Below are 22,300 nucleotides of genomic sequence, written 5' to 3'. Positions count from 1 at the left end.
AAAGAGGTATAGAAGCGATGCCGTCATACAGCCCCGACCGCCCAACGCTTCTCGTCGACCTCGCGTTGCAGGGCGGCGGGTCCCACGGCGCCTTCACCTGGGGCGTGCTGGACCGCCTCCTGGAAGAACCCTGGCTGAAGATCGAGGGGGTCTCCGGCACCTCGGCGGGGGCCATGAACGCCGCCGTTCTGGTGGACGGCTTCGCGGCGGGCGGTGCCTCCGGCGCCCGCGCGGCGCTGGAGACATTCTGGCGCACGGTGTCGAAGGCCGCCCGCATGAGCCCGATCCAGCGCGGGCCGCTCGACATTTTGATGGGCAAGTGGAGCCTGGACCATTCCCCGGCCTACCTGACCATGGATCTCATGGCGCGCATGTTCTCGCCCTATGATCTCAACCCGCGCGGCACCAATCCGCTGACCAAAATCCTCAACGAAACCATCGATTTCGAGCGGCTGTCGAAAAGCCCGATCAAATTGTTCATCACCGCCACCAACGTCCTGTCGGGCCGTGCGCGGGTGTTCCGCAACGCCGAGATTTCGCCCGACGTGCTGCTGGCCAGCGCCTGCCTGCCCTTCATGTTCCACGCCGTGGAGATCGACGGCGAGCCCTATTGGGACGGCGGCTACATGGGCAACCCCACCATCTCCCCGCTGGTGCGCGAATGCGACTCGCAGGACACCATCATCGTCCAGATCAACCCGGTGCAGCGCCCCACCGCGCCCCGCAGCGCCCGCGACATCCTCGACCGGCTCAACGAGATTTCCTTCAATTCCGCGACGCTGAAGGAATTGCGCATGATCGCCTTGCTGCGGCAGGTGGCCGACCCCGGCCATAGCGAGGGCGCCCGCTGGGCCTCAATGCGGGTGCACCGGGTGCGCAGCGACCTGATGCTGGAGCTGGGCGCCTCGTCCAAGCTCAATGCGGAATGGGCGTTCCTCACCATGCTGCGCGACGACGGCCGCAAGGCGGCGGACGCCTTCCTCACCGACCATGGGGGCGATCTCGGCGTGCGCTCCTCGCTCGATCTCGACGTGCTGTTGAAGGATATCTGATCCATGGGGCTTCTCGGCATCCTGGTCGCCCTCGGGCTTCTACTGGCGCTGGCCTATCGGGGCTGGAGCATTCTCCTGCTGGCGCCGGCGGCGGCGCTGGTGGCGGCCGCCTTCTCCGGCGAGCCGCTGCTGGCCCACTGGACCCAGACCTTCATGCAGAACGCCGCGACCTTCGTGGCGCAGTTCTTTCCCCTGTTCCTGCTCGGCGCCCTGTTCGGCAAGCTGATGGACGACAGCGGCTCGGTCACCGTGATCGCCGAGGAGATGACCCGGCGCCTCGGCGTGAACCGCGCCATGCTGGCGGTGGTGCTGGCCGGCGCCATCGTCACCTATGGCGGCGTCAGCCTGTTCGTCGCCTTCTTCGTGCTTGCGCCCATGGCGACCGCGCTGTTCCGCACCGCCGGCGTGCCGCGCCGGCTGATGCCGGCGGCAATCGCGCTCGGCACCTCCACCTTCACCATGTCGGCCATGCCCGGCACCCCGGCGATACAGAACGCCATCCCCATGCCGTTCTTCGGCACCACCCCGTTCGCGGCACCGGGCCTCGGCATCATCGCCTCGCTCATCATGCTGGGCTTCGGCATGTGGTGGCTGACCCGCGCCGAAAAGGCCGCCCGCGCACGCGGCGAGGGCTTCGGCGACGAGACGCCGGCCGGCGACATCGCCAACGACCAGTTCATCCGCGAGCGCGCCACTGCCTCGCACGAATTCGATACCGCCGAATTGGGCCACGGCGCCCACAGCACAAGCGCGCCGAGCTTCCTGGTTGCGGCCCTGCCGCTGGTGGTGGTGGTCGCCATGAACCTGTTCATGTCCATGGTGGTCCTGCCGCGCATGAACGTGAGCTTCCTGGCCGAGGAACGCTGGGGCAACACCACGCTCGCCGCGGTCGGCGGCGTCTGGTCGGTGGCGGTCGCCCTGGGCAGCGCCATCGTCGTGCTGATCGCCCTCAACTTCCGCCGGCTGCCGGCCCTCAAGGCCACCATGGACGCGGGCGCCAACGCCTCGGTGCTGCCGGCCTTCAGCGTGGCGAGCCTGGTCGGCTTCGGTGCGGTGGTGGCCGCCCTGCCCGCCTTCGCGCTGGTGCGCGACTGGGTGCTCGGCATCGAGGGTGGACCGCTGGTCTCATTGGCGATCGCGACGAACATCCTCGCCGCCCTCACCGGCTCCGCCTCCGGCGGCCTCACCATCGCGCTCGACGCGCTGGGCGGCGCCTATATGAAGCTCGCCGCCGAAACCGGCATCGACCCGGCGCTGATGCACCGGGTGGCGGTGATCGGCGCCGGCACGCTCGACAGCCTGCCCCACAACGGCGCCGTGGTGACGCTGCTGGCGGTCTGCGGCTCCACCCACGCGAAAAGCTATCTCGACCTCGTGATGGTCGCGGTGGTAGGTGCCATCCTCGCCCTGGTGGCGGTCATTCTCCTCGGCGGCACGTTCGGGTCGTTCTGAGGGTCGAACACATACACAGGCCGGACTGGCACAGGCCAGACCGGTCCAGGAGACAGACACGATGCTACCCGCCGCCCTCCAGGTTCCGGGTCTCCTGACCTTCACCATCGCCATCCTGGTGTTCTTCCTCGGCGCCGGCCTCAACAAGGCGGTGGCGCCGCTGCGCAAGTGGAACATCCCGGAAGCGGTGTCCGGCGGCCTCATCGCCGCCCTGGTGACGCTGGCGGCCTATAAGGTCCTCGGCACGGCCATCTCGTTCGACCTGAACGCCCGCGACATGCTGCTGCTGTATTTCTTCACCGGCATCGGGCTCAACGCCCGCCTTTCGGACCTTGTGACGGGCGGGCGGCCGCTGCTGATCCTGCTGGTGCTGACGGTGATTTATCTGGTGCTCCAGAACCTCGTCGCCGCCGGCGCCACCAGCATGCTGGGCCTGCCCAAGGGGATCGGCCCGTTGCTGGGTTCGGTGTCGCTGATCGGCGGGCACGGCACGACCATCGCCTGGGCGCCGTTGATTTCCGAGCGCTTCGGCATGCCCAACGCCATGGAGGTCGGCATCGCCTCCGCCACCCTCGGCCTGGTCATCGCCAGCCTGGTGGGCGGCCCTGTGGCCGGCATCCTGATTTCCCGCTTCAATCTGCGGGGGCCGGCGAGCGAAGACGCGGTGGTCGGCATCAAGGACCCCGACACCGGGCCGGAAGCCGGCAAGCTCACCTATATCAGCGTGCTCACCTCGGTCCTGGTGCTCAATCTCGCGATCCTCATCGCCTTCGCCCTGGAAGAGGTGGTCGAAGCCACCGGCATCAAGCTGCCCATGTTCGTGGTGTGCCTGCTGGTCGCCATCGTGCTGACCAACACGGTGCCGCACATTCTTCCGCGCGTGCCGTGGCCCACCCGCTCGCGCGCGCTGGCGCTGATCTCGGACCTGTCGCTGAACATCTTCCTCGCCATGTCGCTCATGAGCATGCAGCTCTGGACGCTGGGCGGGCTCGGCCCGGCGCTGCTGGTGGTCCTGGGTCTCCAGACCTTGGTGGCGGTGGTCTACATCCTGTTCGTGGTGTTCCCCGCCATGGGGCGCAATTATCAGGCAGCGGTGCTGGCGGCCGGTTTCACCGGCATCAGCCTGGGCGCCACGCCCACCGCCATCGCCAATATGACGGCGGTGACAAAGGTCTACGGCGCCGCGCCGACCGCCTTCATCATCCTGCCACTGGTGTCGGCTTTCTTCATCGACATCGCCAACGCCCTGGCCATCGGCTTCATGCTGCGCTGAGGGCGGTGCCCGGCCGGCGGGTGCGGATCAGTTCCGCATGCCGCCGGTGAAGACCAGGATCGGCGCCGCCACCACCGTGCCGACGGCCGTGCCCACCGCCTGAACCGCGGCGGCGCCATCGGCCTTGCCCCCGCCTTCCGAAATGCTCTGCCCCGCCACGAGGCGATTGCCGAGCAATTGCACCGCCGCCGGCGTGTTGGCGAACTTGCCGTGATTGAGCGGATCGCCGGCCTGGAGCGCGGTGAGATCCAGCACGGTGATGCCGCGCGCCGATTCCAGTTGCGTGCGATACGGCTCCTGGCTGAGGTCGACCGCGCCCACACGGGTCACGCCGCCGGCGATGAAGCTGGACACGCTCAAAGCGGTGTCGTTGCGCGAGACGAAGATGGTGATGTCCGGACGCTGCTTGCCCATCTCCACCACCTGCCGGCGGAACACGTCCACGTCCAGGTCCGGCGATGCCAGGATCAGGTTGGAGATCTTGGAGGGAATCTTTCCGTCCTGGAGCGCGATCTGGCGCAGGGCCTCCATCGTCACCCAGGCGCCCATGGAATGGGCCATGACCACCACCTCGTCCACCTTCGGGCTCGCAGCGGCGGCGCGCAGAACATAGGCGAGGTCTGAGCGCGAGAAATTGGTGCTTTCCCGATCGTAGACGTAATCGAACACGCTGCCGCGCGAGGGCCACGAGAACAGCACCGGCGCGAGGTTCGCGCTCACGTCGTGGGCGAACTGCGCGAAGAAGAACACCGCCCCGTCGAACCGGGTGTTGAAGCCATGCACGAAGATCAGCACGCGCCGCTTGCCGGTGGAGGCGAGCCATTTCGGCACACCGTCGCGGGGCACCGCCGAGAGCGAGGTGACGGCGAATTCGCGCGCGGGATCGCCCGGCCCCTGCTGCGGCCATTGAATGGTGCCGATCTGGCGGTTCGGCGGGATCGACACCACCACGTTCGCGAGGGAAAGCCCCTCCCCCCGCTCGCCAGTAAACACCGTACCGGGATTGTCGGAGGGCGCGCGGGTGGTGGCGACCAGCATGTCGACCTTGTCGGTTCCGACCGGCGGCTCCGCGACTGGAAGCAACAGATTGTCCGGCCGTCCGCAGGCCGCGAGCAGCCCCACCGCGATCACTGCGCCGAACCGCGCGAAAAAGCCTATCCCCTGCAACGCCACGTCACCCCTCCCAAGAGGCGGCAGTCTTAAACCATCTTGCCGGGAAACTGAACTACGGGGCGAATCAAGGTAAAGCCCAGGTTGGGGCGAAGCATCGGGCCACGCCGCGCGCATTGACATCGCGCGCGGCGCCCTGCCTCCTCCCGCCGGGATAGAGATTGGGGAGACATAGGTCGATGGGCGGGCGTGGAACCGGAATTCTGGTGGGCATCATTGCCGCCATCGCCATCTGCGCCGCGCTCTCGCTGGCCGAAACGCTGCTGGTGCCGGTCGCCTTCTCGCTGTTCATCATGGCCGTCGTCTGGCCGCTTCAGAAGGCGCTCCAGGCCCGGTTGCCGAAAATCCTCGCCGTGCTCGCGACCCTGGTGATCACGCTGCTGGTGGTCGGCTCGGTGCTCTCCCTGGTGGTCTGGGGACTGGGGCATGTGGGCCAGTGGGTGTTCTCCAACATGGCGCGGCTCCAGAGCGTCTATCTGGAGATCACCGAATGGCTCGAAGGCCATGGCTTCGTCATGGCGGGCCTGCTCGCCGAGCATTTCGACGTGCGCTGGATGCTGCGGCTGGCGCAGGGGCTGTCGAGCCGCCTGAACAGCCTCGCCTCCTTCCTGATCGTCACCCTGGTCTTCGTGCTGCTCGGCCTGCTGGAAATGGACGCGCTGCGCAGCCAGGTCGCCAACCTGCGGCGCCGGGATTTCGGCGCCTTCCTGCTGGTCTCCGGCGCGGACGTTGCGGCCAAGCTCCAGAAATACATGCTGGTGCGCACCCTCATGAGCATCGCCACCGGCGTCGTGGTGTGGGGTTTCACGCTCGCGGCAGGGCTGGAACTGGCGACCGCCTGGGGCGCCATCGCCTTCGCGCTGAACTACATCCCCTTCATCGGCCCGTTCGTCGCGACCATGCTGCCGACCACCTTCGCGCTGGCGCAGTCGGGCTCGTGGGAACTGGCGCTGCTGGTGTTCGTGTGCCTGAACGTGATCCAGTTCCTGTCCGGCAGCTATCTTGAGCCGCGCATCGCCGGAAAGGCACTGTCCGTTTCGCCCTACATGGTGCTGTTCTCGATCTTCCTCTGGAGCTTCCTGTGGGGCCTGCCCGGCGCCTTCATCGGCGTGCCGATCCTGATCGCCGCCGTCACCATCTGCGCCCATTCGAGTTCCGCAAGCTGGGTCTCCGACCTGCTCTCCGGCCAGGAGGCCAAGCCGGCGGCGACACGGCCGGCGGAGTATCGCTGAGGCTCAGGGCGCGGACGTGGGAATGCCCTCGGCCACCCGGTCCATCATGTAGGGAAAGAACGGGTTGGACGAGATGCGCGTGAGCACGTCGACCGTGACCTGAAGCGAATCGCGCTCGCCATGGGCGACGATGTTGCCAAGATTGATGCCGAAATTATCCGCCGGGTCCGGCTGGAGACCATAGAGCCCGTCCGACAGGGAAAACGGCACGGCGATATGGGACAGCGAATAGACGCTCCGGGGATAGGTGAGGTCGAGAGGCTGCGTCGTGACGATGCTCTGCCCGGCCTGATTGATCCGCGCCTCCACCGCCGCCTCGCCCGGCGAGCGATTGGCGATGATGGTGGTGCGGAACGGCCGTGGCATCGGCGGCAACAGATTTTCCAGCGCGGTGTCGGACGCTTTGTCGAGCAGCGGCGCCAGGGTCGCGTTGCGATTGACGTCGAACAGCACAAGCTCGCTGCGGCCGGCGGGAAGCTGGGCGTGCAGATGGGTGACGATATCCGGTGCGCTCACCGTGTGGTCCAGGACCGACTGGAAGGTCAGCACGGGCGGCATGTTGTTCATGGTGGTGGAATGGCGGCGGATGTTCGCCTGGAGCACCTGCGTCAGCAGATAGGACTGGCGCGCCGCGTTCACCGGGAAGGAATTGTACTTGAACGGATTGAACTCCGGCACGATGCCGAGCCATTTCGCCTGGGCGAATGCCGGGATGACCGCCGGGATCGCGGCGAGCCCGGCGAACCGCGCGGCGCCGGTGATGCCCACCATGGGCGAGACCAGCACCAACCGCTGCGGCCGGTCGAGGGTCGGATCGTCCAGCGCATCGAGCGTATACATCAGCGCCAGCGCGGCGCCGTTGGAATAGCCGACGATATGGATCGGCGCCCCCGCCCCGGCACGGGCCCGCGCCTCGCGGACCGCCAGCCGGGTCGCCGCCATCCAGTCCTGCCACGTCACATCGGTGAGCGCACCGGGCACGGTGCCATGGGCCGGCATCCGGATGCCGATCGCTGCGAACCCCTTCGCGGCATAAAGCTCAGCGAAGTGGCGCAGGCTGTATGGCGAGTCGGTGAGGCCATGGATCAGCACCACCGCGCCCTTCACCGGACCCTGCGGCGCGATCTCGAACGAGCGATTCCAATCTTGCGATAGACGTGGCGGGTAGATCGGGCTGTTGGCGACATAGCGGCTCGGGTAGATCTTGGCGTTCGCGGAGAGCTTGTCGGTGACGTTGGCCTTCACATCGGCGAACACACGGCCCTCGGCGGCGATGTAGCCGGCCCAGTCGGACGTGTCGATTTCCGCAATGGTCAGCTCGTGCGGAACATAGGTGTGCCAAAGCTCAAGCGGCGGCCCGCGCAGCACATCCACCGTCCGCCCAGCCAACGCCAAAAGCACCACCACCACACCGATGATGACCAACCGCTTGAAAAATTTCCAAATACGCACGCCGAACGCCTCCGTCTCCTGATCTTAGAGACCAGCCGGGCTCACTTCGCAAGACGATGCCGCCGTGAACCGGTTAGGTGCGCTTAGATTTGAACTACCGGGTGGCTCCACCGCGACGAAATGGGTTGAAACTCCACCGCTTGGGCCCGAAGGACATCTTCAAATCTTCGTAGGCGAACCGCTGACCTTGGTTGCGACAAGCGATCCCCGCACTACGGAACATCAAATCCCATCCCTTGCGGGAGCCAAGATCATTAACATCGTTCAGACGGGGCACCCTCGCCTGGATCAGGCGCGGGTGCGGCTGCACCTCGGAATAGTCGAGCAGCAGCAAATGCACATCCGGCCCAAGAGCAGAAAGCTGCCCCAAAAGCTGTTCGACAGCAGTCTCCAGCGCCTCGCCCTTGGGATCATGCTCCGCCATCCGCTGACGCACGAACAAAATGGTCCCCGCCTGGCAATCGTCCAGCATCCGGCGATGCAGAAAGGCGTATTTGGACTGCAATGTTGCGGCTATGGCGTCTTCGCCGAGAAGCAGAAAATCCTCTGCTTTGGGATATTCGTGCAGATGCACCGTTCCGGACAGGCGGGAATACAGCGCGCGATCGCCGCCATAGTCCGGCACTTTCACCAGATGCTCGGGCGCGAACACAGCATCGGTGCCGGCCTCCAGCGCCTTGCCGACGCCGGCCATCGGCGTGATCCACCAGTCGAACGGGTAGGCACGCTCCGCCCGGGCGAACCGCCGCGCCTGGAACGCCACCTCGCACAATGCGCCCAGGCTGATGATGCGGTCCACAACGAGACGGGGCGCGGGATCACGAGAGAACGGCCACATGGCGCCATCATTTCAGGACGGTCGTCGGAAGTCACGCCCACCGCCTGACTCAGCGCGGCTCGGTCGGCGTTATGTGGATCCGTTGGTCACGCCGACGGCGTAAGTGCCTCTCGGACCACTGCACTATCGACATATTGCGTCATGCTGGCGATCTTGCCGCCCTTCACCTCATAGAGATGCGCGAAGGCGGCACGCATGGACTTGCCTGTCGCGTTGTAGGTGCCGGAATAGACGCCGAAGGCGGCGACACGGTCGCCGTCTTCCAGGAAGGTGTGGACCTCGGCGCGATAGCCGGTCCATTCGGTGCCGAGACGGCGGAACACGCCGGCGATAATCGCGTCCGGCCCGACATAGGTTCCCGCATACGGGAACCCTTCTGCCTCGGTCCAGGTGGCATCCGACGCCAGAGCAGCCAACAGATTCTTGCCGTTTTCCTCCGACGTCCCCTCATAGGTGGCGCGGATCAGATCGAGATTTGTACCCATCTCAGCCCCACTTCATCTCGCCGGTGGCGACCTTCGCGCCGATATCGAGCGCGACGCCCATGCCGAGGCCGGGGAAGCGGGCGATCATCGCGGCCTTGAGTGCGGCCGAGTCTTTGGCCCTGGCCAGTTCTTCCTCGAAGGCGAGGAGATAAGCCTTGGTATACGCGACGCTGGAGAGATCGGTGGCGGCAGTCGGCACCATGTGGCCGGGCACCACGATGGCCGGCTTGCGGGCCGCGATCTTGTCGAGAGTGGCGATCCAGGCGGCACGCTGTTCCTTGGTCGGGGTGTCCGCAGTCCAGACATACACGCCGGAGAAGATCATGACCCCGCCGAACACGGCGTTCAGCGACGGCACGAAGAGAGAGCGGCGGTTGGCCAGCCCTTCGGCCGGCACGATCTCGACGGTTTCGCCGTCGACGGTGAGCGTGGGCCCATCGAACACCTCGGGGATGATGATGTCGGCCAGCGTCTGCGGGCCGTTCTCCTTGAGCTGCGGGCCCCACACCGCGAGCTTCTTCTCCACACTCGTCTTGATGGCGGCGACCGTCTCGGAGGCGGCGATCACCTTCGTATTGGGGAAGGCGTCCTTGATCGGCTTGAGGCTGAAGTAATAATCGGGATCGGACTGGCTGACATAGATGGTGGTGAGCGTCTTGCCGCTCGCCTTGATCGCCTCTGCCACGGCCCGGCCGTCGGGGAAGGTGAAGCCGCCGTCGATCAGCAGCGCTTCCGAGGCGCCGGTTACGAGCACCGGGGCGCGATAGAAGCCCTTTTCCCCGGCGGGGAAGTGCTTCCAGGAAAGTCCGCCGGCGGCGTAGCCTAGCCCGGTGGGAGCAAAGACGGCGGCGGCGCCGGCGGCGAGGGTGGTTTTCATGAGGGTTCTCCGGGTGAGCATGGGTGTCTCCTGGTGAGGTTGGTTGAATGTGAAGGCAGGCAAACGATCGCCCCGCCAATGGCGCTGGCTCAGGCCGCCTTAAGTTCAGCGACCAGCATGTCCATGCTGCCGAACAAGGCGCTGGCCCTCAGAAGCCGGCGGCGGTCTCCCGCACCGACAATGAGGGCCGGAACACCCTCGGCACCGAACCGGCGCATCTCACCGCGTGCGGTCTCGATGCGCGAACGATAGGCGGCCATCAACGCCTCGTCGGGCGTTTCGAGGCGGTCGGCGATCTCCGGCATGTCCAGGGTGCGCAGCACCTGCACGAGGACGTCCATGTCGGTGATATCGTGACCATCCACATAGCGGGCGTGCTGGATCGCCTTGAGCGCAGCGAACGCCCGCTCCGGGGCGGTCACGGCAACAGCTATGATCGCCAGCGTCGCCGGGCCGGAATCGAACAGCCGTGTGTGGTCTGCCAGAACCTCGTGACGGTAGGCGTCGCTGAACGGCTGGCCGGTCAGGCGGGCGATGCGCTGGTCATTGCTCCACGCATAATCCGCGAAGCCCGCATCCATCGGGCGGGCGCCGGTCCCGGCGAACAGGCCGGTCGGCGCCAGCTCAACATCGATATCCGGCTTGCGCATTAGACTTTCGAGAGTCGCGGATGCCCCGTAGCACCAGCCGCAAAGCGGATCGAACAGATAGGTGATGTTGGTCATGGCCGTCTCCTGGGCCAAGAAAATGGCACGGGAGAACTGACCATAAAAGACAAACAAAACTGACACTCCGTATGTTAAAAACGAACAATCAACCACACCTCCAAAGCTTGTGACCCATGAACCTCAACCGGCTGGCCTATTTCACTGCCGTGGTCGATACCGGCTCATTCACCCGCGCGGCCGAGCGGCTCGGCATCACCAAGGCGGTGGTGAGCAAGCAGGTCGCGCAATTGGAAAGGGATCTGGGAACCAGCCTGCTGGTACGCACCACGCGGCAGGTCCGGCCCACCGAGGCCGGTCGCCTGTTTCACGCGCGGTGCGTCATGATCCTGCGCGACGCGGAAGATGCGTTCGATGAACTGGCGCAGGCCGCGGCGGCGCCAACGGGAACGTTGCGCATCACCGCACCGAACGACTACGGCACGGTCCTTGTCGCCCCTGTCGCGTCCGCCTTCACCGCCCGCTTTCCCGCCTGCCGGGTGGAACTGACGCTGAGCGACGACACGGTCGATCTCGTCTCCGGCCGCATCGATCTGGCGATCCGTGTCGGCTGGCTGGTGGATTCCAGTCTTCAGGCGCGCAAGATCGGCGCCTTTGACCAGTTGCTGGTCGCGAGCCCCCTCTTCGCCGATCGGATCGCATCGCTGCGCGAGCCGGAAGATCTGGGGACCTTGCCCTTCATTGCCAATCTTGCGTTGCGCGAACCGCTGCTCTGGTTGTTCGCGCGCGGTGACCTCGACCGGCAGACCGCACGCATGCAGGCGACCATTGCCATTGACGCGACGCCCGGCGTGCTCGCGGCGGTCAAGGCCGGCGGCGGGCTTTCCATCCTGCCGGACTTTCTGGTGGCGGAATATCTCGCAAACGGGCGACTGATCCATGCGCTACCCGCGTGGAAATTGCCGTCCGGTGGCATCTATACGGTCTATCCCACCGCACGATTCCGCCCGCCCAAGGTCACGGCCTTCGTCGAGATGCTCGCGGCAGCACAGAAGAAGAAGTCACTCGGCCCGGCGCCGGTGGATTAGTGTCGGCCCCCGGCAGGTCGGTCTGCACCACCACTCTCTGGTTGCGCGGATCGGTGACGTCGACGATCGAGCACCAGCCCGCCGCCGTCGCCGCGCCGGAAGTTCCAGCTCGAACGCTGCGCCGGCTTGCTCTCGCCATCGAATATCCACCAGGGATCGGAAGCGCGTGCCCCTTCCGATCCCAAACGGCAGCCCGCCTCGGCGTGACGAACCTTCCATGTCCGGGGCAATTCTTGAGCTAGGGGCTAGTTAGGCCCCTAGAACGGAAAAAGAGAGCCAGGCTTTCGCCTGGCTCTCTTATTTTACCGGTAAATTTGGTTGCGGGGACAGGATTTGAACCTGTGACCTTCAGGTTATGAGCCTGACGAGCTACCGGGCTGCTCCACCCCGCGTCAGAGCTGACAAGTGAGCCGGCGAAGCGGCTGGTCAGCGAGGGGTATGTACCAACCCGGCCCGCTAATTGAAACCCCTGGAGCGATAAATTTAGCGCTTATTATCGCTCCCTGTGGACGACGCAGGCTTCAGTCACCCTCGCCGGCGCCCTCCGGCCCTTTGGCGGCAACGGGTTTCGCGCGCTTGGCGGCGGCTTCGGTGTTGTGGGCAAGTTTGCGGGCTTCGCGGCCGGAGCGGCCCTCCACCAGGGCCGTCACCATGCCGTGGAGCGTCGCAAGGTCCTGCCGGGTCAGGGCGATGCGGTGAAATATGTTGCGGATGTTGCGGGTGGTGGAGGGCTGCTTCTCCGGCGAGCGGAAGAAGGAGGCTTGCTCCAGTTCCCGCTCCAGATGGTCGAAGAAGGCGAACAATTCCTGCTTTTCCGCCACCGGAAACTTGTCCGGCGCCGCGAACGGCAGCGCGCCACCGGTTGCCGCCTTGAACCATTCATAAGCGGCCACCGCCACGCACATGCCCAGGTTCAGCGAGGCGAAGGCCGGGTTCACGGGAAGCGTCAGGATGGCGTCGCACAAAGACACCTCCTCGGTATAGAGGCCGGTGCGCTCGCGCCCGAACACCAGCGCCACGTCTTGCCCTTGCGCCTGCCGGCTCAGGCACGCGGCGGCGGCTTCGTCCGCGCCCACCACGGCCTTTGCCATGCCGCGCTCGCGCGCGGTGGCGGCGAAGGCGAAATTCACGCCCGCGAGCGCGGCGCGCAAATCCGGATAGATCACGACGCCTTCGAGGATTCGGTCGGCCCCGGCACTGAACACGCGGGCGCGCTCGTCCGGCCAGCCCTGGCGGGGGTTGACGATGCGCAGGCGCGAAAGGCCGAAATTGCCCATGGCGCGCGCGGCGGAGCCGATGTTCTCGCCGAGCTGCGGCTCCACCAGAATCACCAGCGGGCCGCCTTCGGCCCAGGGTTTCGTGCTGTCTGTTCCAGAACCGGACATGGGGTTCTCTTGCATCGCGAAGCGCGCCGTGTCGAGACCGAAGCGCGACGGGGGCGCATTGCCGCGCTGCAATTCGGTTCAGGTGCTTCTTCTTCGCGTGTGCGAGTGCTATAGCGGCGACGCTGGGATCGGTGTCATCGGCTAGGAGCGGGGGCGCGCCGGGCCACACCTCCCGTTACCACTCCCACGCTCTCAGAGCGCCCCGAAAGGCCCGTCCACATGGCGAAGATCAAGGTGGCCAACCCCGTCGTCGAGCTTGACGGCGACGAGATGACCCGGATCATCTGGCAGTACATCAAGGACAAGCTGATCCACCCTTATCTCGACGTGGATCTGAAATATTACGACCTCTCGGTCGAGAAGCGCGACGAGACCAGCGATCAGATCACGATCGACGCTGCGGAAGCCATCAAGAAATACGGCGTCGGCATCAAGTGCGCCACCATCACCCCCGACGAAGGGCGCGTGAAGGAATTCGGCCTGAAGGACATGTGGAAGTCGCCCAACGGCACGATCCGCAACATCCTCGGCGGCGTGATTTTCCGTGAGCCGATCATCTGCAAGAACGTGCCGCGCCTCGTGCCCGGCTGGACCCAGCCGATCATCGTCGGCCGCCACGCGTTCGGCGATCAGTACAAGGCCACCGACTTCAAGGTGCCCGGCAAGGGCACGCTGACCCTGTCCTTCGTGGGCGAGGACGGCACGAAGATCGAGCGGGAAGTGTTCAAATTCCCCGGCGCCGGCGTCGCGCTCTCCATGTACAACTTGGATGAGTCGATCACGGATTTCGCCCGCGCTTCGCTGAACTACGGCCTGAACCGGAACTACCCGGTCTATCTCTCCACCAAGAACACGATCCTCAAGCAGTATGACGGTCGGTTCAAGGACATCTTCCAGGCGGTCTACGACGCCGAGTTCAAGGCCGAGTTCGAGAAGCGCAAGATCATCTACGAGCACCGCCTCATCGACGACATGGTGGCGGCCGCGCTCAAGTGGTCCGGCGGTTACGTTTGGGCCTGTAAGAACTACGACGGCGACGTGCAGTCGGACATCGTGGCCCAGGGCTTCGGCTCGCTCGGCCTCATGACCTCGGTTCTGATGACGCCGGACGGCCTGACGGTCGAGGCGGAAGCGGCGCACGGCACCGTGACCCGTCATTACCGCGAGCACCAGAAGGGCAAGGAGACCTCGACCAATTCCATCGCCTCGATCTTCGCGTGGACCCGTGGGCTCGCCCACCGCGCCAAGCTCGACGACAATGCGGAATTGGCGAAGTTCGCCCTGACCCTGGAAAAGGTCTGCGTCGACACCGTCGAAGAGGGCTACATGACCAAGGATCTGGCGCTGCTGGTCGGCGCCGAGCAGACCTGGCTCTCCACCACCGGCTTCCTCGACAAAATCTCCGAGAACCTCACCAAGGCCATGGCGGCCTGAGCCTTTTTGGATATCAGGGACCGGCCGCGGGTGGACTGCCACCCGCGGCCGTTAATTTTTCCGCCGCCTTAATTTTTCAAGGTGCCGTGCTCGATCCGCTCGCGCTCCTTTTCCCGCGCCGCCTCGATCCGGACGGACACCTCCGCCTCCGGCAGGCCCAGCACCACGAGAAGGCGGGCCGAAAGCTGGAGGCTGGCCTCGACAGTCTCCGGGATGACATGGGACACGCCGAGCCCCACCAGCCTGTGGGCATGAGCCGCGTCCTTGACGCGGGCGAGGATGACGGCGTCCGGCCGGTGACGGCGGATCTGCCGCACCATGTCGTCGGCGGCCTCCGGTGCATCGAGCGTCACCACGAAGGCGCTGGCGCTCTCGCAATCCACCCGCTCCAGCATTTCGCCACGACTGGCATCCCCTAAGAACACCTGCCGCCCCGCCGCCTGCTCGGCGCGCACCCGGTGCGGGTCGGCATCCAGCGCGATGAAAGGGACCCCTTCCTCCTCCAGAGCTTCGGCGACGATGCGCCCGACCCGGCCGAAGCCGCCGATCACCACATGCCCGCTCCGCGCCGGGGCAAGCACCATCTCCTGCGCATCCTGCTGCTCATGCTCCAGGCGCAGGCGCAGGAGACCGCCGAGGCGGGCAAGAAGCGGGGTGCAGACCAGGGAGAGCGTCACCACCGTCACCAGGAAGCTCGCCTGCTCGGCATCGATGATCCGGCTGGTTGCGATGAGCCCCAGGACCACGAAAGCGAACTCGCCGGTCTGCGCCAGCAGCATCGCCAATTCGCCGGCGAGCGGGCGCTCCACCGAGAAGAACCGCGCCGCCGCATAGGTCATGGTGATTTTCACCAGAACCAGAACCGAGACCGCCAGCAGCACCAGCGGCAGGCGGGGCAGCACGGCGGCGAAATCCACGCTCATGCCCACCGAGACGAAGAACACGCCGATCAGCAGCCCCTTGAACGGCTCGAGATCGACGCTGATCTGGTGGCGATACGCCGTGCCCGATAGCAGCATGCCGGCCAGGAACGCGCCGAGCGCGGCGGAGAGGCCGGCGGCTTCCGTCAGCCCCGATGTCCCGGCGACCACAACGAAGGTGATGGCCATGATGAGGTCGCGGGACCCGGTGTTTGCCGCCGCCGCCACGAGGGGCGCGAGGATGTAGCGGCCCGCCACCAGAATGATGCCGATGGCGGCCACCGCCTTGGCCAGGGCGGTGAGGACCAGCAGGAATATCCCTTCCTCGTGGCTGCCGAGAAGCTGCGCGGCCAGCAGAACCGGCACGACGGTAAGGTCCTGAAACAGCAGCACCGCCAGCGCCGCCCGCCCGAGAGGGGCCAGCGCGCGGCGGTCCGCCAGCAGGATCTGCATCACCACCGCCGTCGAGGACATGGCGAGGGCGAAGCCCACCACGAAGCTGGTGCCCGCATCCAGGCCGCTGAGGGCGGCGGCAAGCGCCATGGCGATGCCGCAGAAAACCACCTGCAACAGTCCGACGCCGAACACTTCCCGGCGCAGCGACCAGAGCTTGGCGGCGGAGAACTCAAGCCCCAGTAGGAACAGAAGGAAGACGATGCCGATTTCGCCGATAAAGCCCACCCGCTCGGCATCGCGGATGGTGATGTATTCGATCCAGGGCAATTCGCCCGCGAGCCGGCCCAGGCCATAGGGCCCCAGCAGGGCGCCGACGATGATGAAGCCCACCACAGCGCCGACGCGCGCGCGCTGAAACAGCGGCACGAGAACGCCGGCCGCAACGAGATAGACGAAGGCATCCTTGGCCCAGAAAGCGTGTTCCATGGGCCTCTCAAGATGAAGCGGGGCAGAATCGCGCGCCTGACCCTACCAGGGTAAATCCGCCAGCGCGCGGGCGAGGCCCCAACGTGGCCGACCATACCCGTCTCAACCCCGTGGCCGGGCATTGGGTGCGGCGCTTTTTCCCGTCACGGCAGCCGCCGCGAGATGCCCGCATCGGGTAATCTTAGTCTCATCCGGACCGGAGGGGCGGCGGTGAAGTTTCTGATCGTTTTCCTGGGGTCGGGGATCGGCGGCGCCCTGCGGCTGGGCGTCTATGAACTGACCGGCGGGCTGTCGCTGGCCTTTCCCTACGGCACGCTGTTCATCAACATCGTCGGCTCGTTCCTGATCGGCATCCTGGCCGAATATTTCGTGATGCGCGGGCAGATGTCCCACGAATGGCGGCTGTTCCTGACAACCGGCATTCTCGGCGGCTTCACCACGTTTTCCGCGTTCTCCCTGGAGACCGGCCTGCTATACGAGCGCGGCGCCCATGTCGCCGCGGCGCTCTACATTATCGGCTCGGTCGGCCTGGGGCTCTGCGCCCTGTTCGCCGGCCTCGCGCTTGCGAGATATGTGCTGGCCGCGTGATGAGGCCGCCTCACTTCTCCACGAAGGCCTTCTCGATCACATAGTGGCCGGGCTCGGACATATTGCCCTCGCTGAAGCCGTAGCCGTCCAAAAGCGCCCGGATATCCTGGATCATCGCCGGGCTGCCGCACATCATCACCCGGTCGGCGTCGATATCCAACGGCGGCAGGCCGATGTCGGCATAGAGCTTGCCGGAGGCCATAAGGTCGGTGATGCGCCCGGTGTTGCGGAAGTCTTCGCGCGTCACGGTGGGATAATAGATCAGCTTCTCCCGCACGCCCTCGCCCAGGAATTCGTCCTCGGGCAGGTCGCGGGTGATCAGGTCCTCATAAGCCAGTTCCGCCACGGTGCGGCAGCCGTGGATCAGCACCACCTTCTCGAACCGCTCATAGGTGTCGGGATCGCGGATGATGCTCATGAAGGGCGCGAGGCCGGTGCCGGTGCCGAGCAGATAGAGGTGGCGGCCGGGCAGCAGATTGTCGTGGATCAGCGTGCCGGTGGGCTTGCGCCCCACCAGGATGGTGTCACCCACCTTGAGATGCTGGAGGCGCGAGGTGAGCGGACCGTTCTGCACCTTGATGGAGAAGAATTCGAGCTGCTCGTCATAGTTCGGGCTCACCATGGAATAGGCGCGTACCAGCGGGCGCCCCTCCACTTCCAGGCCGATCATCGTGAACTGGCCGTTGATATAGCGCAGGCTCTGGCTGCGGGTGGTGCGGAAAGAGAACAGCGTGTCGGTCCAGTGGTGGACAGACAGCACCTCTTCGTGGTCGAAATTGCTCATGGGCCGCTCGGTGTCTCTGGGGATGCGGGGCGCACGACGACAGCGCGTCCGGCGGGACCGGACGTTGACGGATCGATGGGCGAAGTTATATAACTAACTAGTGAGTTAAACAAGAGACGGTGCGCTCCGGCTTCAGCCGGGCGATGCCGGCGGGCTTGCGAGCGGGCCCGGTACTGGTCTGGGAGGATCGGATGGCGATGCGCGTTGTGAGCGCCGAAGAAGCGGCGCGGGTGGTGCAGTCGGGCGATACGATCCTGATCGGCGGCTCCGGCGGCGGCCATGCGGTGCCGGATACGCTCATCGCGGCGGTGGCGGACCGTTTCCTCAAGGAAGGGATGCCGCGCAACATCACCACCGTCCATCCCGTCGGCCTCGGCGACCGGAAAACCCGTGGCGTCGGCCACCTCGCCCATGACGGCCTGTTGAAGCGGGTGGTCTGCGGCACGCTGGTGGATTCCCCGCCGGTGGAGAAAATGGCGCTGGAAAATCGGGTAGAGGCCTACACCCTGCCCCAGGGCGCGCTGTCCCAGCTCACCCGTGAAATGGCCTCGGGCCGCCCCGGCCTCTTCACCCATGTCGGCCTCAACACCTTCGTCGATCCGCGCCTCGGCGGCGGCCGCCAGAGCGCGAGCGCCACGGAAGATCTGGTGGAAGTGGTACAGTTGGCCGGTCGGGAATGGCTGTTCTACAAGCCGTTCACGCCGAACGTCGCATTCCTGCGCGGCACCACGGCGGACGAGGACGGCAACATCACCATGGAGCAGGAGGCCATCTTCGGTGAGATGATCTCCATGGCCCAGGCCACCCGCCGCACCGGCGGCACGGTGATCGTCCAGGTGAAGCGGCTCGCCAAGCGCGGCACACTCAACCCCAAGATGGTGAAGATCCCCGGCATCATGGTGGATCTGGTGGTGGTGGACCCCACCCAGATGCAGACCTATGTCTCCGACTATAATCCCGCCTATGCCGGCGAACTGAAGATCCCGCTCTCGCACATCGCCCCCCTGCCCTTCGATCCCCGCAAGGTGATCGCCCGGCGCGCGGCGCTGGAGCTTTACGAGGGCGCCGTGTGCAATCTCGGCTCGGGGATCTCCACCGGCATCGCCACCGTTGCGGCGGAAGAGGGCTGTCTCGACGCCATCACGCTCACCAACGAGCAGGGCCTGATCGGCGGCGCGCCGGCCAGCGGCAACGAGGTGGGCGCGAGCCGCAACTTCCACGCCATGATCGACCAGCCCTATCAGTTCGACTTCTACGATGGCGGCGGCCTGGACGTGGCGTTCCTCTCCTTCGCCGAGGTGGACGGCATCGGCAGCGTGAACGTCTCGCGCTTCTCGGACCGCATCATCGGGCCGGGCGGCTTCATCAACATCTCCCAGAACGCGAAGAAGGTGATCTTCTCCGGCACCTTCACCTCCGCCGGGCTCGACATCGCCTGGCCGGACGGCAAGGCGGTGATCGCCCGCGAGGGGCGCGACCAGAAGTTCGTCGCCGACCTCCAGCAGCTCACCTATAGCGGGCTCTATGCCCACAAGGTCGGCCAGGAGGCGCTCTACGTCACCGAGCGGGCGGTGTTCCGCCGCAACGAGAAGGGTCGGCTTGAGCTGATCGAAATCGCGCCCGGCATCGATCTCGAGCGCGACGTTCTAAGCCAGATGGGCTTCAGGCCCGAGATCTCGCCCGACCTGCGATTGATGGATGCCGCGCTGTTCCGTCCCGGCCTGATCGGGCTTGAACAGAGGCTTCAGGTGTCGCAACGTCCCGGCCGCGCGACGCGGCCCCGACTCAGCGCCTGACCGGCGCGCGGCGGGACCGCGCTTATCGGAAATCCAGATGACCGTCACCGCAAGCCCCCGCAAGGCCGCCCGCATCAAGACCGATGCCGCTCCTGTCAAGGAGGCGGCGACGCGCGATGCGGACAAGACGCGGCTGAAAATTCTGGAGGCGGCGGAGGCGGAGTTCGCCCGCAAGGGGCTGGCAGGGGCGCGGGTGGATCTGGTGGCCGAGGAGGCCGGCGCCAACAAGCGCATGATCTATTATTATTTCGGCAGCAAGGAGGACCTCTATGTCGCGGTCCTTGAGCGCGTCTACACCGACATGCGCATCGCCGAGGCCGAGTTGGAGCTGGAGGACTTGCCCCCGCTCGACGCCATCACCCGTCTGGTGGAATTCAAGTTCGACTATCCCGCCGCGCATCCCCACCTCATCACGCTGCTGAACGGCGAGAACATGCTGGGTGGCGAGTATCTGCGGCGCTCCACGCGCCTGCGGGAAATGCAGCTCTCCCTGATAGAACGCATCAAGACGATCCTCGCCAAGGGCGAGAAAGAAGGGTGCGTGCGGCCGGGCATTGACCCGCTGCACCTCTACATGACGATTTCGGCTGTGAGCTATTTCTACTTCTCCAACACCCCGACCCTCTCCACCGCCTTCGGCCGCAATCTCGCCACCGCCAAGGAACGCGAAATCCGCAGGATGCATGTTGTGGATGTGGTGAGCCGCTTCATCGAGGCCACCTAAGACCGCGCGGCGGGCGGCTGCGACGTTTCACGTCCTCCCCGCTCTGAGCCGGGGGCTCCCACCGCGCTCGCCCTGCCGCCTCTAGCACCGTTACCCAATGCCAGCGTGCGTCACGGCGGGGCTTCCCGGCCATCCGTGCGGCACCGACTTTTATCGCCCCCGCTCTGAGCCGGCAGGAGCTTTCCGAACGTGCAGACATGAAGGCCCCGGACAAGCCCGCCATGGCGTTAGCGAGGCGGATCGGATTATAGGAAAAAATACTATAGACTATATTCCTATTTCCTCCGACCTGTGGTAGCGTCCTTTCACCTTGCACCAAGGAGGGGCGCGTCCGGAGCGACCTGATGTGTGGTGCGAGGGGCGGTTGTCCGACGGGAACGGGATTAACGTCCCCGGGAACGTTAGCTAGAGGAGGCCCAAGGGCGTGGCGCATGGTGCCGGCAAATGGTTCGGCCGGCGTAATTGGGAGAACTGATCACCCACTCGGCGCACGCAGAAAGCCATAAATCACCGCGCGGGAGCGGACGGGGCGAAGGCCCTGATATCACCCTTCCCACGACGCGCGTCTTGCCGGCGCGCCGACCGCTCCCGCATCCCTCCACCCTCGCATTGACAGGTGCCGTTTCACGATTTAACTAACTAGTTACATAAAGAGCCTCAAGGCCCGCCCTCAAGGAGCCGCCCATGAAGTATGGGGATTTTCCGAAGGTCACATCGCTGAGCGGCGTCGCCGGTTTCCGCGCGCATCTCGCAACACTGGGCGCCGACATGCCCTGCGACGACATCGTCGCCGGCGGGCCGGATTCCCCGCTCGCGGCGCCGCTGACCGTGGATGGCATGACCATCGGAAATCGTTTCGCCATCCACCCGATGGAAGGCTGGGACGGCACGCGCGAGGGCGCGCCCTCCGAGAACACGGTTCGTCGCTGGCGGCGGTTCGGTGAAAGCGGCGCGAAGCTGATCTACGGCGGCGAGGCCGTCGCCGTGCGCCATGATGGCCGCGCGAACCCGCTCCAGCTCGTCATGTCGGAGCAGACCCAGGGCGCCATCGCCGGCCTGCGCGAGACGGTCGTCGCCGCACACAAAGAGGCGACCGGCGGGGATGATGGCCTCGTCATCGGCCTCCAACTCACCCATTCCGGGCGCTTCTGCAAACCGAACGACAACAGCAAGTTCGAGCAGATCATTCTCTACCGGCACCCGGTCCTGGACCGGAAATTCGGCATCCCCGCCGAATATCCCGTGATGTCCGACGACGACATCTGGCGGCTGATCGACGATTACATCGCCGCCGCCAAGCGCGCCCAGGCCTGCGGCTACGACTTCATCGACCTGAAGCATTGCCACGGCTATCTCGGCCATGAATTCCTCAGCGCCAAGACCCGCCCAGGCCCGTTCGGCGGGCCGCTGGAGAACCGCACCCGCTTCATCCGCGAATTGGCCGCCGGCATCCGCGCCGCCTGCCCCGGCCTGAAGCTGGCGAGCCGCATCAGCGCCATGGACCTGATCTCGTATCGTCCCGATCCCGCGCGCTCGCTTCCCGGCGCGCTTGGACCTGGCGTGCCGGACGACGACACCGGCGCCCTGCCCTACAATTTCGGCTTCGGCACCGACCCCTCCGACCCGACCGCCTACGACCTCACCGAGACCTTTGCCTTGTTCGAGGTGCTGCGTGAGATCGGCATCAAGCTCGTCAACATCACGCTGGGCAGTCCCTATTACAATCCGCACCTCACGCGCCCCGCCAGCTATCCGCCGTCCGACGGCTATCACCCGCCGGAAGACCCTCTGCTGGGCGTGATGCGTCACCTGGAAGTGGTGCGTGATCTCAAGGCGCGCTTCCCAGACTTCTGCCTGCTCGGCTCGGGCTACACCTATCTCCAGGAATTTCTGCCCAACGTGGCCCAGGCGGTGGTGCGCCAGGGCTGGACCGATCTGGTCGGCCTCGGCCGCATGGTGCTCTCCTATCCCGACCTGCCGCTGGACGTTCTGGCCGGGCGCGGCGCGCAGAAAAAGAAGATCTGCCGCACCTTCTCGGACTGCACCACGGCGCCGCGCAACGGCATCGTCTCGGGCTGCTATCCGCTGGACCCGTTCTACAAGCAGTCGGCCGAGTTCAAGCAGCTCGCCGCCGTCAAAAAGGCGGCCAAAACGGCCTGAGACAAGACCGCCTAAGAACAAAGCGGCCGGAAGAAACGGGGAA

General features: G+C 65.7%; 19 protein-coding genes and 1 tRNA gene. 10 read left to right on the top strand and 10 right to left on the bottom strand.

Annotation, left to right across the window (positions count from 1 at the left end; translation table 11 throughout):
- The first annotated feature begins 17 nt into the window (after window positions 1-17).
- From ADADO0_RS10405 to gltS, 3 genes are all read left to right on the top strand, one after another.
- Window positions 18-1,052 carry a patatin-like phospholipase family protein gene (locus tag ADADO0_RS10405; RefSeq protein ID WP_511305058.1) on the top strand — a complete coding sequence of 345 codons (1,035 nt, stop codon included), beginning with the start codon at window positions 18-20 and terminating at the stop codon, window positions 1,050-1,052.
- 3 nt (window positions 1,053-1,055) lie between these two features.
- Complete coding sequence (locus ADADO0_RS10400) at window positions 1,056-2,504, top strand: GntP family permease (RefSeq protein WP_511305057.1); 1,449 nt, start codon at window positions 1,056-1,058, stop codon at window positions 2,502-2,504.
- 61 nt (window positions 2,505-2,565) lie between these two features.
- Window positions 2,566-3,777, top strand: coding sequence for a sodium/glutamate symporter (gene gltS, locus ADADO0_RS10395; RefSeq protein WP_511305056.1), 1,212 nt, complete (start codon window positions 2,566-2,568; stop codon window positions 3,775-3,777).
- 27 nt (window positions 3,778-3,804) lie between these two features.
- Here the strand turns inward: gltS and ADADO0_RS10390 are convergent, their stop codons facing one another.
- A complete protein-coding gene (locus ADADO0_RS10390) occupies window positions 3,805-4,950 on the bottom strand; it encodes an alpha/beta hydrolase (protein ID WP_511305055.1) in 1,146 nt (381 codons plus the stop codon).
- A 176-nt stretch (window positions 4,951-5,126) separates the two neighbouring features.
- Between ADADO0_RS10390 and ADADO0_RS10385 the strand changes: the two genes are divergently transcribed.
- Window positions 5,127-6,179 (top strand): AI-2E family transporter, encoded by a 1,053-nt coding sequence (locus ADADO0_RS10385; RefSeq protein WP_511305054.1) that lies wholly within the window; start codon window positions 5,127-5,129, stop codon window positions 6,177-6,179.
- 3 nt (window positions 6,180-6,182) lie between these two features.
- Here ADADO0_RS10385 and ADADO0_RS10380 read toward each other — a convergent pair whose 3' ends face one another.
- The 5 genes from ADADO0_RS10380 to ADADO0_RS10360 all read right to left on the bottom strand — a co-directional run bounded on the left by ADADO0_RS10380 (window position 6,183) and on the right by ADADO0_RS10360 (window position 10,556).
- Window positions 6,183-7,631 (bottom strand): alpha/beta hydrolase, encoded by a 1,449-nt coding sequence (locus ADADO0_RS10380; RefSeq protein ID WP_511305053.1) that lies wholly within the window; start codon window positions 7,629-7,631, stop codon window positions 6,183-6,185.
- Between the two features lie 94 nt (window positions 7,632-7,725).
- Window positions 7,726-8,430, bottom strand: a complete 705-nt coding sequence (locus ADADO0_RS10375; protein ID WP_511305052.1) for a DUF1796 family putative cysteine peptidase — start codon at window positions 8,428-8,430, stop codon at window positions 7,726-7,728.
- Between the two features lie 125 nt (window positions 8,431-8,555).
- A complete protein-coding gene (locus ADADO0_RS10370; protein WP_511305051.1) occupies window positions 8,556-8,954 on the bottom strand; it encodes a nuclear transport factor 2 family protein in 399 nt (132 codons plus the stop codon).
- A gap of 1 nt (window position 8,955) precedes the next feature.
- Window positions 8,956-9,852, bottom strand: a complete 897-nt coding sequence (locus ADADO0_RS10365) for an MBL fold metallo-hydrolase (RefSeq protein ID WP_511305050.1) — start codon at window positions 9,850-9,852, stop codon at window positions 8,956-8,958.
- 68 nt (window positions 9,853-9,920) lie between these two features.
- On the bottom strand, window positions 9,921-10,556 hold the full coding sequence (locus ADADO0_RS10360; protein ID WP_511305049.1) for a DsbA family protein: 636 nt from the start codon (window positions 10,554-10,556) through the stop codon (window positions 9,921-9,923).
- A 116-nt stretch (window positions 10,557-10,672) separates the two neighbouring features.
- Between ADADO0_RS10360 and ADADO0_RS10355 the strand changes: the two genes are divergently transcribed.
- Window positions 10,673-11,584 carry a LysR family transcriptional regulator gene (locus ADADO0_RS10355; protein WP_511305048.1) on the top strand — a complete coding sequence of 304 codons (912 nt, stop codon included), beginning with the start codon at window positions 10,673-10,675 and terminating at the stop codon, window positions 11,582-11,584.
- A 315-nt stretch (window positions 11,585-11,899) separates the two neighbouring features.
- Here ADADO0_RS10355 and ADADO0_RS10350 read toward each other — a convergent pair.
- Together ADADO0_RS10350 and ADADO0_RS10345 are read right to left on the bottom strand one after the other, a co-directional pair.
- Window positions 11,900-11,976, bottom strand: a tRNA-Met gene (locus tag ADADO0_RS10350).
- 129 nt (window positions 11,977-12,105) lie between these two features.
- Complete coding sequence (locus ADADO0_RS10345; RefSeq protein WP_511305047.1) at window positions 12,106-12,969, bottom strand: RNA methyltransferase; 864 nt, start codon at window positions 12,967-12,969, stop codon at window positions 12,106-12,108.
- A 219-nt stretch (window positions 12,970-13,188) separates the two neighbouring features.
- Here ADADO0_RS10345 and ADADO0_RS10340 point away from each other — a divergent pair, with 219 nt between their 5' ends.
- Window positions 13,189-14,403 carry an NADP-dependent isocitrate dehydrogenase gene (locus ADADO0_RS10340; RefSeq protein ID WP_511305046.1) on the top strand — a complete coding sequence of 405 codons (1,215 nt, stop codon included), beginning with the start codon at window positions 13,189-13,191 and terminating at the stop codon, window positions 14,401-14,403.
- Window positions 14,404-14,471: 68 nt separating this feature from the next.
- Here the strand turns inward: ADADO0_RS10340 and ADADO0_RS10335 are convergent, their stop codons facing one another.
- Window positions 14,472-16,205, bottom strand: a complete 1,734-nt coding sequence (locus ADADO0_RS10335) for a cation:proton antiporter domain-containing protein (protein WP_511305045.1) — start codon at window positions 16,203-16,205, stop codon at window positions 14,472-14,474.
- A gap of 210 nt (window positions 16,206-16,415) precedes the next feature.
- Between ADADO0_RS10335 and crcB the strand changes: the two genes are divergently transcribed.
- On the top strand, window positions 16,416-16,793 hold the full coding sequence (gene crcB / locus ADADO0_RS10330) for a fluoride efflux transporter CrcB (RefSeq protein WP_511305044.1): 378 nt from the start codon (window positions 16,416-16,418) through the stop codon (window positions 16,791-16,793).
- 10 nt (window positions 16,794-16,803) lie between these two features.
- Here the strand turns inward: crcB and ADADO0_RS10325 are convergent, their stop codons facing one another.
- Entirely contained in the window at window positions 16,804-17,577 is a 774-nt protein-coding gene (locus tag ADADO0_RS10325; RefSeq protein WP_511305043.1) for a ferredoxin--NADP reductase, read from the bottom strand.
- Between the two features lie 191 nt (window positions 17,578-17,768).
- Here ADADO0_RS10325 and ADADO0_RS10320 point away from each other — a divergent pair, with 191 nt between their 5' ends.
- The 3 genes from ADADO0_RS10320 (at window position 17,769) to ADADO0_RS10310 (ending at window position 22,257) form a co-directional block, all read left to right on the top strand.
- On the top strand, window positions 17,769-19,373 hold the full coding sequence (locus ADADO0_RS10320) for an acyl CoA:acetate/3-ketoacid CoA transferase (protein ID WP_511305042.1): 1,605 nt from the start codon (window positions 17,769-17,771) through the stop codon (window positions 19,371-19,373).
- A gap of 37 nt (window positions 19,374-19,410) precedes the next feature.
- Window positions 19,411-20,097: a TetR family transcriptional regulator gene (locus tag ADADO0_RS10315; RefSeq protein ID WP_511305041.1), complete on the top strand. Its 687-nt coding sequence runs from the start codon at window positions 19,411-19,413 to the stop codon at window positions 20,095-20,097.
- A 684-nt stretch (window positions 20,098-20,781) separates the two neighbouring features.
- Window positions 20,782-22,257, top strand: a complete 1,476-nt coding sequence (locus ADADO0_RS10310; RefSeq protein WP_511305040.1) for an oxidoreductase — start codon at window positions 20,782-20,784, stop codon at window positions 22,255-22,257.
- The last annotated feature ends 43 nt before the right edge of the window (window positions 22,258-22,300 follow it).

This window comes from Aquabacter sp. (assembly GCF_965279295.1).
Lineage (GTDB): Bacteria > Pseudomonadota > Alphaproteobacteria > Rhizobiales > Xanthobacteraceae > Aquabacter.
Note: the sequence above shows the minus strand (reverse complement) of the source record. Positions and strands in the feature narration are given on the sequence as shown.

Coding starts and splice junctions, on each gene's coding strand:
- ADADO0_RS10360 (WP_511305049.1), bottom strand. CDS start 10,556: ATGACCAACATCACCTATCTGTTCGATCCGCTTTGCGGCTGGTGCTAC.
- ADADO0_RS10340 (WP_511305046.1), top strand. CDS start 13,189: ATGGCGAAGATCAAGGTGGCCAACCCCGTCGTCGAGCTTGACGGCGAC.
- ADADO0_RS10315 (WP_511305041.1), top strand. CDS start 19,411: ATGACCGTCACCGCAAGCCCCCGCAAGGCCGCCCGCATCAAGACCGAT.
- ADADO0_RS10320 (WP_511305042.1), top strand. CDS start 17,769: ATGGCGATGCGCGTTGTGAGCGCCGAAGAAGCGGCGCGGGTGGTGCAG.
- ADADO0_RS10405 (WP_511305058.1), top strand. CDS start 18: ATGCCGTCATACAGCCCCGACCGCCCAACGCTTCTCGTCGACCTCGCG.
- ADADO0_RS10335 (WP_511305045.1), bottom strand. CDS start 16,205: ATGGAACACGCTTTCTGGGCCAAGGATGCCTTCGTCTATCTCGTTGCG.
- ADADO0_RS10310 (WP_511305040.1), top strand. CDS start 20,782: ATGAAGTATGGGGATTTTCCGAAGGTCACATCGCTGAGCGGCGTCGCC.
- ADADO0_RS10355 (WP_511305048.1), top strand. CDS start 10,673: ATGAACCTCAACCGGCTGGCCTATTTCACTGCCGTGGTCGATACCGGC.
- ADADO0_RS10385 (WP_511305054.1), top strand. CDS start 5,127: ATGGGCGGGCGTGGAACCGGAATTCTGGTGGGCATCATTGCCGCCATC.
- ADADO0_RS10345 (WP_511305047.1), bottom strand. CDS start 12,969: ATGTCCGGTTCTGGAACAGACAGCACGAAACCCTGGGCCGAAGGCGGC.
- ADADO0_RS10400 (WP_511305057.1), top strand. CDS start 1,056: ATGGGGCTTCTCGGCATCCTGGTCGCCCTCGGGCTTCTACTGGCGCTG.
- gltS (WP_511305056.1), top strand. CDS start 2,566: ATGCTACCCGCCGCCCTCCAGGTTCCGGGTCTCCTGACCTTCACCATC.
- ADADO0_RS10325 (WP_511305043.1), bottom strand. CDS start 17,577: ATGAGCAATTTCGACCACGAAGAGGTGCTGTCTGTCCACCACTGGACC.
- ADADO0_RS10365 (WP_511305050.1), bottom strand. CDS start 9,852: ATGCTCACCCGGAGAACCCTCATGAAAACCACCCTCGCCGCCGGCGCC.
- ADADO0_RS10370 (WP_511305051.1), bottom strand. CDS start 8,954: ATGGGTACAAATCTCGATCTGATCCGCGCCACCTATGAGGGGACGTCG.